This is a genomic window from Sphingomonas parapaucimobilis NBRC 15100 (assembly GCF_000787715.1).
Taxonomy (GTDB): Bacteria; Pseudomonadota; Alphaproteobacteria; order Sphingomonadales; family Sphingomonadaceae; genus Sphingomonas; species Sphingomonas parapaucimobilis.
Genome location: NZ_BBPI01000035.1, coordinates 103,249 through 116,818 on the forward strand (window position 1 = coordinate 103,249; position 13,570 = coordinate 116,818).

8 protein-coding genes are annotated in these 13,570 nt (G+C 64.8%); all 8 read right to left on the reverse strand.

The annotated features are described in order from the left end of the window. Window positions 1-10 precede the first annotated feature (10 nt). Genes SP5_RS06975 through SP5_RS18475 form a run of 8 tightly spaced genes read right to left on the reverse strand, consistent with a single transcriptional unit; the run spans window position 11 to window position 13,569 of the window. A complete protein-coding gene (locus SP5_RS06975; protein WP_042486061.1) occupies window positions 11-2,260 on the reverse strand; it encodes a hypothetical protein in 2,250 nt (749 codons plus the stop codon). Beyond that, window positions 2,257-4,743 carry a hypothetical protein gene (locus tag SP5_RS06980; protein ID WP_157013615.1) on the reverse strand — a complete coding sequence of 829 codons (2,487 nt, stop codon included), beginning with the start codon at window positions 4,741-4,743 and terminating at the stop codon, window positions 2,257-2,259. The genes SP5_RS06975 and SP5_RS06980 overlap by 4 nt, the downstream gene beginning before the upstream one ends. Beyond that, a complete protein-coding gene (locus tag SP5_RS06985) occupies window positions 4,740-7,913 on the reverse strand; it encodes a glycosyl hydrolase 108 family protein (protein ID WP_042486067.1) in 3,174 nt (1,057 codons plus the stop codon). Before SP5_RS06985 ends, SP5_RS06980 begins: the two co-directional genes overlap by 4 nt. Next, window positions 7,910-9,889 (reverse strand): hypothetical protein, encoded by a 1,980-nt coding sequence (locus tag SP5_RS06990; RefSeq protein ID WP_042486070.1) that lies wholly within the window; start codon window positions 9,887-9,889, stop codon window positions 7,910-7,912. Before SP5_RS06990 ends, SP5_RS06985 begins: the two co-directional genes overlap by 4 nt. After that, entirely contained in the window at window positions 9,889-10,299 is a 411-nt protein-coding gene (locus tag SP5_RS18470; RefSeq protein ID WP_052811444.1) for a hypothetical protein, read from the reverse strand. Before SP5_RS18470 ends, SP5_RS06990 begins: the two co-directional genes overlap by 1 nt. Further along, window positions 10,287-10,751 carry a hypothetical protein gene (locus tag SP5_RS07000; RefSeq protein WP_042486073.1) on the reverse strand — a complete coding sequence of 155 codons (465 nt, stop codon included), beginning with the start codon at window positions 10,749-10,751 and terminating at the stop codon, window positions 10,287-10,289. The genes SP5_RS18470 and SP5_RS07000 overlap by 13 nt, the downstream gene beginning before the upstream one ends. Further along, window positions 10,748-12,967 (reverse strand): phage tail protein, encoded by a 2,220-nt coding sequence (locus SP5_RS07005; RefSeq protein ID WP_042486078.1) that lies wholly within the window; start codon window positions 12,965-12,967, stop codon window positions 10,748-10,750. The genes SP5_RS07000 and SP5_RS07005 overlap by 4 nt, the downstream gene beginning before the upstream one ends. Next, window positions 12,967-13,569 carry a phage connector family protein gene (locus tag SP5_RS18475; protein ID WP_052811445.1) on the reverse strand — a complete coding sequence of 201 codons (603 nt, stop codon included), beginning with the start codon at window positions 13,567-13,569 and terminating at the stop codon, window positions 12,967-12,969. Before SP5_RS18475 ends, SP5_RS07005 begins: the two co-directional genes overlap by 1 nt. Window position 13,570 lies beyond the last annotated feature (1 nt).

Sequence of the window (13,570 nt, forward strand, 5' to 3'; positions counted from 1 at the left end):
TTCGCTCCGATCAAGAAATTTTGACGCGCCAGCGGACCCGCGCGCCGGTGGGCGCGGCTGTACCGAACCGTATTGTCGCGCTGGTCGGCGTTGGATTGTCCATGCCTACGGACGTTGCCCAATTTGGCACCAAGAGATCCGTTACGACTTCATATCCATACTGGGCCGATAGAGCGTAGGAGATGGATACTTCCGTCGCGCCCGATGTAACTGTGGCGACACCTTCGGCATACCAAGTCACACCTTCCATGCTGTCTAAGTATACGTAGCGATGCTTACCAAAGAAACCCTCGGTATCGAATATCGGCGTATTGTGTCGCCTATTTCTGTTGCCAGCATTCAAAGTTACTTTTTCGACGACAGCCGACATATCCACGAATTCGCAACCATCCAGTGCGACGAATTGCTTGGTCGAATCTCGACCCCATATTGCGATAGCGCCACGCATGAACGTCGTGTTGCTAACCTTCAGAGAACATCCTTCGTTCGCACCGTCGCCGAGCTTTCTCTTCATATCGATTGGATATGTCACATCCTCGAAAAAGCATTCATCAATCGAAAAGCCTGCGAGCGTTCCGTGGATGCCTCCGTCGTTTGGGCTCTGGAGTTGGATACCGCTGGTGTCGATCGGACCGCCGGGCACCGGATTGTCGGCCGCCTTCCAGCCCAGAAAATGCGTTCGTCCGAAAATGTGGAAGTTCCAGAACGGCGCCGATCTATTGGGCTCGCGCAAAATGCGAATGCACGCCGGTATCGCGCCGATAGAAGGCTGCTTACCGATATATAGCTGACAGGCGTTGATGAAAAAGTGGTCTTCGTTTTCGTCGGTTTCCCACTTCAAATTGATGTCGAGCGCAAAGTTGTTGACGTTGGTGAAGACGTGCTCGAGGCTGGTCCATTGGACCCAATTTGTCGAAATACCATCGACGATAGCATTGTTTGATATGCTGAAGGGACCGACGTCCAGTTCGGAAAGCAGTGCGTTGTCGCAATTCTCTAAATAAATGCACTTCTGGGAAGTCGCACCATCGGGTTTGACGCCAATACCATGCAGACGCGGAAATAGAACTTTACCATCGGCGGTTCGAATGGGCCGACCGTCCGGCTCATAACCAGTGATGATCGCAGTGCCGAGAACGATCTTCGCGCCTTGTCGCCCCGACAACATTGAGGCCGATTTTCCTTCGCCGATGATCGAGGCGAAGTGACTGGTAACGCGCAGATCCTGAGAAAAAACAAAGGATCCGCGTGGAACGTTGAGCGTGCGGCCCTCTCGTTCGTTCAACCAGGCGAACGCGGCCAGCATTGCGGCCGTGCTGTCCGAACCATCACCCTTCGCACCGAAATGAGTGACATCGGTAACCCGCTCGTCTTTTTCGAACCACTGACCATTGCGCGACTGCCGACGCCAGCGCGTGGCGATGAACGGACCGGCGCCGGTCAGCCGATTGTAACGACCACCGCCGATACCCTTTGTGTCATAGCCGCCGGTTTCGATCGCATCATATGCTTGACCGACGATCGTCCTGGACAGCTTGTCGAAAGTTGGAACATAGAGCGAGGTGTCCTGGACAGCGGCCGCCTGGTTGGTTGGCACGCCTGCGAGCGCGACGACGTCAAGATCGTTCGCATCAGCGCTGAAATCGCCCTGCACCAGGGTGTAGGTGCCGGGGTTGGTGGCGTCCGCGCGGATGAAGCTGCCGTTCGTCGGATCTGCGGCTTTGAGCTGGGCGAGCTGCGTGAAGGTACTGTTGGCTGGCCCGCTCGGACCGACTGGAAAACTACCAATCGGGCGCGGATACGGGACACGATTGTCGTCGAATGCGATGACCGTTTGCGGTTCCGGTCGGATGTCACCGACATCAGAGCCCGCAGGTACCATCAGCGCCCGGCGCTTCGTTTCGTCGATCTGATCCTGCTGCTCCTGATCAATCATAGCGGCACGATCCACTGCGCGCTCATGATTCGCGGAGGGAAAATTGTTGCCGTATGGATATTCGGTTTTCTGGCTTATCTCGGTCCGGCCACGGATCACGACGGTGTAACCGGCCGTTGAGCCGGTAAAGCTTACCTGACCGGTTGCGCCATTACCGCCCGAGATGATGAAAGCGCCTGCCGATGGCGCTTGTTCGACGCCTGCCGGATCGCGCAACGAAACCGAAATGTCTGCGCTCGCAAGAAATTGAAACTTGATCGCAAAGGCCATGGGCCCCGCAACACCCTGATATTCGTTCACACGGGGCAGCTTCGCGACGGTCATTGGTCGGCTCCTTCGTTCAGATACACATTGCTCAGTTCCGGGGAGCGATCAGGAATCATATCGCCCGGAGCCCACCAAAAATTGGTCCGCTGATCGCGCGCGCGCTTCTCCATGCGCGACCAGCTTTGCGTGTAGTTTGGGTCGATCGCCGCCTGGATCTGGTCGGTCAGCATCCGGTCGAAGGCGAGCCGCGCATACCAGAGCGACCCTCCCGGCAATTCTGCACGCGCCAGCCGCGCCGCCTTCCACGGCGTCGCCGCCAGATGCTTTTCTGCCAGATCGGCGCGGGTGCCAGTCAAAACATCCGCGACCGGCTGACCCAGCTCGGCCAGCTTCTGCGCGTCTCCGGCCAGCGGCCCGGCCAGCGTTCCGGCAAAACCGCCGTCGAACCGATTGGTGGTGGACTGGAGGAAATCGCCGAAGATGCCGAAGCCACCCCCCTGTAGGACGGCCGCGCCCCAGAACTTCTGATCGTCCATCGGGCGCGGATCCTTGCCCCCCGCCAACGCCTTCAGCTGGAGCACAAGGCCACCCATCAGCGTGGTGGTTAGCACCAGGCCGCCGGAGTAGAGTGCACGATTGCTCCAGCCGCTCATGTCCATGATCCGGCGCCCCTGCATGATGAGCAGCGATATGCCGAAGCCTTTGAAAAGCGCGGCCGAACGGACCATCTCGCCGAAGAAATTACCCTTGGGCGCGACCGAGTTGACCAGCGCGCGCGTCCGGAGATCCGCCGTCGGCACCGCATAGTCGGTTTCCGACAGGATCATTTCATACAGCCGGTCGCCCAGCTCGCGATCCTCGACCATATCGGGCTTCAGCCAGAACGCGCCGCGATCCCGCTCCAGCGGCGTCTTCCGAATGGAGTCCCATCCGGCCGCATTAATGCCATAGCGATCAAGAGCGCCCCGGAAGGCGGAATTCAGCTGCGCATAGGGGCGGTCGACCTGATCGGTAATATGGCCCAGGAACTCCATCCCAAAGGCCCAGCGGCCCGCCTCGGTCCAGCGAGACAGACCGGAGACGCGCAACGTCCCTTCCGCCAGCCGCCGCGCGACATCGCCGGTCAATTCCTCCCCGAGAATGCGCTGCTGCGCGCCAGCGCGCTTGGACCATTCATCGGCGATCCCGAGCAATCGCACCGCCTGCCGCTGATCCGCAACCGCGCCCGGCCGAAACATCTTCACATAGCCGGGGAGAATGGTCGTGCTGGCGAGGCCATTGAAGCGCCGCGTCATCCCCTGGAATGCCACGTCGGTAACGGCGGACAGTGTCGCGGAACCCAGTTTCGCGGCCGTCTGGAGCGACCGGACGGACGAGAATGCCAGCGCCATGGTCCGATTCTCCGGCCGCCCGGCCGCGCCCGTGATTTCGTCGTACAGACGATCGATCTTGCGCGTCGCCCCGAATGCGCGGTCGACCGCGCGGCTGTCGGGCGCGGTATCGAGTGCCGCCTGCCTTTCCAGCGTATCCTTCAGCCAGCGGACGGAGGCGGCCGGGTTCGGCCCGAGGATCTCCATCATCGCGATGTCGCGGGCCATGCCGTCGATATGGCCGGTCATGGCATCGAACGCCGTACCGACCCCGAACGCATCCTGATAATCCATCCAGGCGTCGGCCGACTTGAAGATCAGGAAACGATGATCGGCCCGCGAATTGGCGAGGCTCTTGCCGCCCGCCTGCCCCGCCGACCGCTTGTTCCATCCCTCGGTGCGGATCGTCTCGAAAACGTCGCGCAGCGCCAGCTCAAGCCCGCCGTCGCTGAATGGCAGGCCGGTGCGATCATCGACCATTCGCTGCCGGTCGAGGCCGGGCAGGATCGCATTGCGCCAGCTTTCATAGCCCGCCGCGCGGATCGCCCGCGTGTCATGCGCTTGGGGCAGGCCCCAGCCTTCCAATTTGCCGATCGCGCCCCCGGCCGCGTTGAAGCGCTGCCGCAGCATCTCCGCCGCGTCGGTCCACGCGGTCGCCAGCTCGCGCGCCGACAGATTGCCGCTATCCTCACCGAACAGCTCGCGTACCAGATCGCCTAGTTCGGCCTTGTTCCGGATGCGCCCGAGCGGGTCGGTATGATGGCGGGCCAACAGACCGTCGATCATGCCGAACGCCCGCGCACGGATCGCCTTGCGCCGCCCCTCGACGTTGGAATAGCCCGCGCGGCCGTCGCGGTCGAACAACGCGACGGCCGCGCGCGGATCGAGCGGACCCGCCGCCATCGGATCGCGCCCGGCAAAGCCGCCCATGTCGACCAGCATACGCTTCTGCGCCTGCACCTGCCCCAGCGCCAACCGCTTCTTGCGCAGCGCCTCCCGCTCCATGGTCGCCAGCGCCGCGTCCGTCGCCATCGCGGCGGCCGCCTGATCGCCAAACTGGCGACGGAAATCCTGTTCCAGCGTGTCGAACAGGCGCGCCATTTCCTCGCCCTTGGTCGGGGTGATTTCCCCGCGCTCGACCATGCCCGGAATGCAGACACCCAAGCTCACAGGCAATTCCTCGCAGCCTTGATCGCCGCATCGTCCGCGTCGATCTCATCCAGAATGTCACGAAGGCTCCGCTCGACGCCTTGATCGTCGATGCGGAAATCTGTGCGGGCGGTCGAACCGTGCGCCTGCTCCAATGTCTCCGGATGCCCCTCCACGATCCGGATGGGGCCGAACTCGGCATCGCCGCCTTCATAGGCCAGAATGCGCTCATACAGCGCATCGCCCAGCTTCAGCTTGTAGGCTTGCCCCAGAGCCTCCCGACGGGCCGCCGCAATATCCATGACGCGGGACGTTCCGACCGGCGAAAGCGAACGAAACTCCCGTTGGGCCGGATCATAGGGAAGCACCTCGTCGAGCTGCGCGCGCAGGTCGTGGATCAGGCTATCGACCAGGGCGACCGCGCCCGGCCCGTCCGGATCATCGAAAGCCCGCCCGCGAACGTCGTCGAGCGGGGCGGGACCGGCTAGGCCGCTGGCTTGCCGTTCGTCGAGGGCAGCGCCGCCTTCTCCAGCGCCGCGAGGTTCGCCAACGCCCGCGCCGCCTTGGCCCTCGTCTGTGCCGTCAACTGCGCGTCCGAGGCGATCGCCGTCAATGCCTCGGTCGGCATCGGCGATGGCTTGGAAGTCGTCGGCGAGAAGGTCATAGCGGTCACTGTCTGCCTCCATGCGGGCGTCGTCAAGCGCCTCGGCAATGTCCTGATTGACCACGGCACGGATCGCCTCATCGGGCTCCATGTCGCGTTCGATCATCAGTGCGGCCGCGCGGCTGGTCTGGTCGCGGTCGAACGAAAATCCATGCTCGGTCAAGCGCGCATCGATATGGCTGCGCACCATCGCCGCCTGCTCACTGGCCGCAGCGCGGGCCTCGCGATCGGTGACCGCCTCCAGATCCGCGAGCGTGTAGACCGGATCGCGGTCCGCACGCTGCAAAAGCTCGATGAAATCGTCGGTGGTCGTTGATGCCATCGCATCGTCGGGCGCCCGGTCATGAAAATAGCCCGCCTCCGCCGCCAGCTCGCGCGCGCGGTCCAGCGACATGCCGCCTTCACGAAACAGCGGACCCGCACCAGGCACGAAGCGATCCAGGCCACGGCCCGCAATGAGGCTATGCCCCTCGTCATCGCGCAGACCGCCGCGATCGGCGATGAAACGGAACAGATCGATCGGGGCACGCCGCACCGGGCGGCGGATGATCCGACCGGCCTTACCCTGCCGCACCAGGCCGCCCCGCGGATCGGCCGCCAACGCCTCAACGATTCGGGCCGCGTCGTCCTCGACCAACCCGAGCGCCTTGGCGATCTTGGCGGGTTGCAGCGATCCCCGCGTATCCGCGATATAACGACGGACGGCCGCTCGCGCCTCTGGATCGATCGGCGCTACGGGCGGCGGCACGGAATCGATCTGGGAAGGCTCACCCATCTCCATGACGGCCGAGCCCTCACCTGCGCTCATATCCTCCGGAGCCGCATCGCGTTCGGCAATGTCCGGCTCCACTCGGGCGCGCTCGGCCGCCGCCAACTCGGCGTCCATCGTCGCCTGATCGAGCGCCCGCTGCGCGACGGCGACATCGTCGGCCGCATCCGCTGCGAAGCCCAGGGGCTCCAACTGGACTCGCTCGCCGCTGGCGCCGGTCATGCGCTCCAGCCTGTCGACCCGCTTGCGCCAGCCATTCCGATACTTGGCCTTGCCCGCGACCGTGTCCGCGACATGCTCAAGATGCTGGCGATACAGCGCCAGCGCCTTGGCCGGATCGCCCCCGCTTTCCGCCAGGATGCGCTTGCCGACCTTGGGACCGGCGATATAGCCCGCGTCGAACGCGACGGCCGCCACGCGCGGATCTGCGCGGTCCAGCTCGGGAAACCAGTATTTGCGACGGGCGATGGCCGCCGCCTGCCCCTCGCTCAAATTGGCGACATCGACGCCGGGATTGAACTTGGCCGCAATCCCATACTTCGTGGTGCCGCCGTCCGCCGCGCCATAGCGCACGACCTGCGCACCGCCCTCCAGATCGTTGATGACGAACCGAATGACCCGGTCAGGCGACAGGTTCGGCCTCGCTGCTGGCAGCGCGCGCGGCGTGAAGGGCACCGCCGTACCGCTGGAAAGCGCAGTCGACGCCGCCAGCGTGCCGCGCGCGGCGTCGGGGGCCAGCATCGCCCGCAACGCAGCCTCCAGCCGCGACGCATGTTCGTCGTCACCAGCCGCGTTGCGCACGAACGGATTGCTCGCATCGATGTCCGCCTCGCGCTCGACGACGTGGATCGCCGCCTGCTGGTCGGGTGTGCGATATTCGGCGGGCACGGCATCGGCGAAAGCGCGGACAACATCAATGTCGCTGGCATTGCGCAGCTCGGCCATGCGCAGCGCCAGCGGTGTCATCGCCCGTCCGGCCGCGCGACCCGCCGGGCTGGCGGCGGCCGCGCGCGCGCCCGCGCCGATCGCACGGCCCCCGGCATGGAACGCCGCGCCACCGGCCAGCGCCATGCCGATGTCCAACGCGACATCACCCGCGCTCATGTCCTCGCCAAATGCCGCCCGGTTGCTCATGATCTGGGGCATCTCGACGCCCTCGATTGCACCGTTGATCAGCGCCTCACGGGCCATTCCCCGCCAGATGGTCGGCGCAGCGCCGCTGCCGCCCGTCAGCACCATGGCACTGAGATTGATCGGGTCGACCAGCCCCGTCGCCATCCCGACACCGAAACCGAATGCCTTCTGCCCGATGCCCGATTCGCGCGCGACGACGCCCTGCGCCGCCCGACGACGACGCAGTTCCTCGCGCTGGACCCATTGGGTGAATTCGGCCCCGTTCTTGGCGGGAATGTCTTTCAGGAAATCCGGGTCGCGCTCACGCTCCGCTTGCACATCGGCCCAGACGTTGTCCGAATTGATCGCGGCGGACCGCTGGCCGACTTGGACATAGCGATTATGGCCGCCCAGCATGTCCCACCAGCTTGCGGGACGGCGCTTGCCCAGTGCGGTGACGATCGGACCATAGGCGTCCATCTCGGCCTGTTGTGGCGCACCCATGAAATCCTGACGGCCCAGTGTCCATTGCGCGGACGCGATTTCACCCAGCGACACGGGCGCGGGCGGCGCGTCGGGGGCCTGGCCGGACTTGCGACTATCCGGCCGGTTGTCGAGGAAGACGGAGGAACGACGATCGCTCACGGCAGATACCGCGCACCGAGCGCCCCGATGTCGAGCGACCAGACCGCCCCCGATTTCGTCCGAAGCACGACGTTACCGGGGCCATGGAACTCATATCGGCCATCGGGTCGGGCAACCGGCGTATATTTGCGGACATCGGCCGGGGTCATCGGCGTGCCGTTGCGCCAGGCCGGGGCGTTGGGCTGGTCCGGCTTCCACGCCATACGGCTCATGACCGCCTCAAATTGGCCCTGGTTGAGCTTGGGCGGCAACAGAATGTTGGTCCCGCCCCAGCTACCGATACCGCCGAAAAAGTGGCCTTGCGCATCGCGCGTGCCACCCAGCGAGCGGTGGACAAACGCGTTCCAAAGCTCGGGCTCGAACTCTTGAATGCCGCGCTTGACTGCATAATCGGCATAGAGATTCCGGGCGATGTCGAATGCGGCCGCGACATCGCCCTGCCCCATCAGCATCGTCGCCGGACCGACCCGCTTGTTGAACAAATCCTGTGCGATGGCGCCAGCCTTGCCATCGACCAGTTGCGGCCGCGCCTTGCGCGCCTCGGCACCGTTGGACACCGCCGCACGGTCGCCCGGCTGCAGGACGACCAGGCGGGCCAGCATCGGATCATTGGGCGCGACCTGCCGCGCCGCCTGCACTGCCGTCATGCCGCCAAAGGTTGCGAGCTGGTTGGCGACATCGATACGCGCGCGCGGACTTTCGTCCATCTGCGCGCGAAAGGTTTCGACTTCCTGCGGCTGGAGGAACGGCGTCGGCTGGCCCGTCGTCTTCGACACGCTGGCCTGCCACTCACGACGGCGCGCATAGGATGCCGCGTTGCCCTGCACCAAGGCCGGGGGCGGATTACCGTTGAGCGCGGCCCAACTGCCCGGATCGTTGCGGAACTCGGCCGTCCGGTGCGGGGCGATGGCCTCGATCTGGTTGAGATATATGTCTTCGTCGGGCGTCCGCTTCTGGCCCTTGGCGCGAAGACGCTGGATTTCCGTCTGATATTGCTGCGGCGTCCACCCTTGCGTCTGGCGATTGACGCCCGACTTGATCCGGGCCGTGTGGATTCGCACCACGCCGCTATCGTCGCCGATGCTGCGCGCCAGTTGCTCGGCCTGGGTGAAATCCTTGTCGGGAATATCCTCGCCCGATGAAACCCGAGCATCGAAGGTGGAGAGCTGTTCGCGGGTGGCCGCCTTCGCCAAGGCCGCCTGATGTTCGGCGATCGCCTGCTGGCGGCGCTCCTCCACGCCGATCGCACGATAGCCCTGCTCGATTTCCTCGGCAGGCAGATTGCTGAACCCGCCCTGCGCGAGCATGCCTTTGGCAACCGCCGGATCGGTGCGGACGACCATCGCCAGCGTTGTACGGGCCAATCCCTGATCGAAGTCCCGGAGCAGCGCCGCTTTCTGGTCGGCGTTCAGGCCATCATAGCCATCGATCCGCGCATGACCGGCCGCGCGTTCCTCGCCGATCGCCCGCTGCGCATCGGCCAGCGATCCGGCCGTGGCGATCCGGGCGAACCCCGTCTGCGCCGCCTCCTTCTCGTCGCTTCCCAGCTTCGCGACACGCTGACCGCGCTGCCATGTATCTTCGCTGTCGATCAGCCCCGTGTTGAACGAGGCCATTTGCTCGTCAAGCTGGCGACGAACATGCGGATCAGTAACGCCATCGAGCAGCGCCTGACCCTGCTGGGCCAGATACGACTTCACCGCCTCCGCATGACCCGCACCGCCCGGCTGGGCGTTGACGCGCATGTCCTTGATCGCGCCGCTGGCCGCCAGGCGATAATCGGCAAAGGATTTGCCCGCCGCAGCGCTGTCCTCGTTGCGCTGCAACCGCCGTTCCATCTGCTGGTAACGGTCGACCGATTCCCCCAGATCGCTGATCGAACGCCCGACATTCGCCCCGAACGCGTCCGGGCTCGCCATGTCGAGCGAGGCCGTGCGCCCCTGCGCGACCTGCCGTTCGTACAGTCCGGCCGCCATCAGCCCGCCCCGCCCGCATAGCTGGTCATTTGGTCGGTCAGCGCCTTGGCCGCACCGAAATAGCTGGCCGTGGCTTGGGTTTTCGCCTGCATCTTGGCGAGCACACCCTGCTGTCGATATGCTTCGCCCTGAGTGCGCCCCTGACGCCGGATCGCCATGGCATCGAGCATCCCATTAACTTGACTGTCCATGAGCTGGTCGACGGCGCTGCCGGTACCCATTTCCATGGCCGATGCACCCTGTTGGACCAGTTGCTCGCCCATGGTCTTGCGAAGCTGCTCACGGCTGACATCGACCTGCGCGGCCGCGTCACTCTCCGCCGCCAGTGCGTTCCTATCCGCAATGGCCTGATTGTATTTGCCCTGCTGGAGATAGGACGAGCCCTCGATGACCTTGCCTACGGCCTGCATGGCGCAATCCTCCGATACAGAAACACCGTCTCACTGGCGGCTCCCCAGCATGCCAGGGTGGCCTCCAGCTCCAGCCCGACCGCGCGCGCCCATTTCGCGCAACGGCCGCTGGGATCATCGCTGATCAGGCTCTCGACGCGGATCAGCGGGCTGGCTTCGATCTTCGCCCGCGCGAAGCGCGTAATCGCCAGATGCTGTGCGACACCGAGATCCGCCGCCAGCATCGCCCAGGCGGTCCCTTGGCGGCCTGCGAACATCTCGGCGATGCCCGCACAGCACAGGATGCGACCATCCATGCCGATTGCCGTCCAGGCCGTGCCACGCTTGGCAAGGTCGCGTGCCTCGTCCTCGCTCATTGTCCGGGCATCGATACCGGCCTGAATCCATTGGCTGGGCTGCACGGCGATCTCGACCGCGTCGAACCAGAAGAATGGACGAAAGATGACGCTCATCGCTCGGACACCTCGATGCGGGGCATCGCCATGATGATGAATGCTGGCCGGGGATCGTCCGAGATGATGGTGTAGGGGGCCTCGGTGCCCCAGTCGCCACCGACCGAAACCCCTTCCGTATCGCCGGTAAACAGCGGTTCCGGCGCATCCATGCGCGCCGAGGTCGGCCGATCGAGGACGATCTGGTCCCGGCTCCCCGCGTTGATCTTCAGGCCGGAGGTTTCGAGCAACCGCGCGATGACGTTGACCAGCCGCTTCCGCTTGCCCTGTGCCGTCTGCCCCGTCGGATCACGGACCTCGGGGCGCAGCATCTTGCATGCTGCGCGGTATCCCCGGCCGACCGTCCAGCGCCGCGCCGGATAGCCGATCGTCAGTTGCCCACCCGCCGCGACCGTCTGGCGCGGACAGACACCGCCATCGGCGAGAATCGTGACTTCCACCCCGGCGAGCCAGCTGGGTACGGGAATGGTCGTGCTAGGCTGATCCAGCAGCACGGTGAACCCGTCGTCGACGAAGAACGAGTCGATGACGTCGGTGCCGACCTCCCACCAATCGGCCATGCGCTGGACCGACTTGACGCCGCCCCACTGGCAAAGCGCCCAGATTTCATCCAGCGACCCGTCTTCGCTGGGGATGGCGACGGCGGAGAGCACTCGGCCGCCCTGCCCCAGAACGCGCCGCGCGAAGCCCTTCACCTCCTGCTCGGGGTCATAGCTGCGAAAAACGAGGACGCCGTCCCTGCGGACACCGAACAGCAGTTCCTCCGGTATCGCCTGATGGCCGAGCTGGATTAGGCCGGGCTTGGCAATGTGCCGCGCCCAGCGATTGATATTCGCGGACTGATACCGGTCGGAGCCGAAGTCGAACGCCGCTTCGCGCAATTGCTTGGCACCGCGCTGGACATAGACCACTGTCGCTCCCGGCTCCTCGGGCCACACGGCCGCACAGCCATAACGCGACTGCTTGACCGACTTGATGTTGCCCCCGGCGACACCCGCCTGCGGGTTGATCGGCACGATCGCATATTCACCGCTTGCGGTGCCGATCACCTCGCCGTCGCGATCGGCGCGGACCCAGAGCGGCGGGTTCTCGGCGTCGATCCGATACCGAAACGCCAGGTCGGCCGTCGTGTAACCGCTGGAGGTATAGGCCTGAAAGTTGCGATAATCGCCGACGACCGAGGAATAGCGGTCAAAGCCCTTGTAGAAGCACAGCCGTTCGTCCCGGATGAAAACCAGATCGGGCCAGCCCTCGGCCGCGCTGAACGCCCCGTGCGACCAGCGCCAGCTCGGCACCGTGGCAAGGCTACCCGGCACGCGGCGGATGACGACCGCCTTTGCCTGGGTCGCGCTGACAATCTCGGTCAGCCGAACGATGCCGAAGCGGTCGTGCAGATAGGCCCATTTGACGCCGTAAGGCCCCTTGTCGTTGATGTCCTTGCCGGTCTTGTCTCCGTCCCACTCCGCGCCTTCCTCATGCGTGGGGGCGATAGTGCCGGTCCGCGTGCCCTCGACCGCCTCATAAACCTTGCCGTCCGAACGGCGCAGCGTGCCGGGGGTGATGCCGTTCAGTCCCACGCTCCACGCCTGCACATCCGAAAAATCCTGTGCCTCGACCTGAAACAGCGCGCCTGCATGACCGGCCGCGAAGATCGCCACAGCGCTGTTGATCGTCACCACGCCACCCACCGCGAAGTCACCGACAACGGTCAGCGTACGCGACTGGTCGCTGTTGCTGTCGCCGAACGGACCGTTGACCAACGTGAGCGGCGCATAATCGAACGTGGTCGCCCCCGTGCGGGTCAGAGCGGCCGGGGCATAGCTGCCATGCGCCATATAGATCCGGTCGAAGCGCGGATGCGTGCTGACACGCGGCCACTCCCCAGCGCGATAGGGCACGACGACTTCATAGGGCGATGTCGCGCCTGCCTCGATCCGTCCGCCATTGGTGTAGAAGCGGATGCGCTGGTCGCTGCATTCCAGCGCATAGGACTGCGTCAGGTTGAAGACGAACCGCAACATCCAACTGGCAGTATCGGCCGCCGCCCTGATCCGTTCGAAGCCGGGGCATTTCTGGAGCGGCCCCTCGATGCAGGGGACGAAATTCTCCATCCGCTCGGCCGCGATCTGGTAGATCGAGGTATCGACACGACCGACCATCAGCGGCGACAGCTCGCCACCGTTCCAGCTCGTCGTTGCGGGCGTCTGATGAACCATCAGCGAAACCGCGCCATGACCCAGTCGTCTTCGACCGGCTCGACGGGCGGGTTTTCCGTGGCGTCGACCTTGGCGGCCGCCGCAAGATTGGCCTGATATTCGGCCCAGCAATCCTGTTTGCGGCCACGATCCCCGGTGATGCTGTCCGCGCACTGATAGGCGAGCAGCGCCGCGAACGTCTCGACGAACAGCGCGTCCCAGGTGGCCGGCTCGTCATTGTCGAACAGCCACCACGCCTTGAGCGGGCCGCTGTCCTTCAGCAGAACCTCATTGTCCGCGAATTTCCACCGACCCTCGGCCGCCCCGGTCGGATAGACGATCTCTGCCAGGCGCAGCGCGCCGTCGGGCATGGGATAGGCGGCCGCCCAGCCATAGGGGAGCGGCTTGAACGGCGTGATCGCGCGCGCGGGCGTCTCGCTGTACCGCTCGAAACAATTCCAGCGCGGCGCTTTCTTGCCGCCACGGATCGCCGCCTTGCGGACATCGTCCCATGCCTCGGCCAGCGTCCGCGCGGCATGGCTGTCCTGATCGCGTGCCACGATCCGGTCGGCCGCCCCCATCTTCTGGAGCGCGAGATTCGCGACGGACGTATAATCGGTCATG

Excerpts from the sequence above, each read along its gene's own strand:
- SP5_RS06975 (WP_042486061.1), bottom strand. The coding sequence starts at position 2,260 with ATGACCGTCGCGAAGCTGCCCCGTGTGAACGAATATCAGGGTGTTGCG.
- SP5_RS06990 (WP_042486070.1), bottom strand. The coding sequence starts at position 9,889 with ATGGCGGCCGGACTGTACGAACGGCAGGTCGCGCAGGGGCGCACGGCC.
- SP5_RS18470 (WP_052811444.1), bottom strand. The coding sequence starts at position 10,299 with ATGCAGGCCGTAGGCAAGGTCATCGAGGGCTCGTCCTATCTCCAGCAG.
- SP5_RS07000 (WP_042486073.1), bottom strand. The coding sequence starts at position 10,751 with ATGAGCGTCATCTTTCGTCCATTCTTCTGGTTCGACGCGGTCGAGATC.
- SP5_RS07005 (WP_042486078.1), bottom strand. The coding sequence starts at position 12,967 with ATGGTTCATCAGACGCCCGCAACGACGAGCTGGAACGGTGGCGAGCTG.
- SP5_RS18475 (WP_052811445.1), bottom strand. The coding sequence starts at position 13,569 with ATGACCGATTATACGTCCGTCGCGAATCTCGCGCTCCAGAAGATGGGG.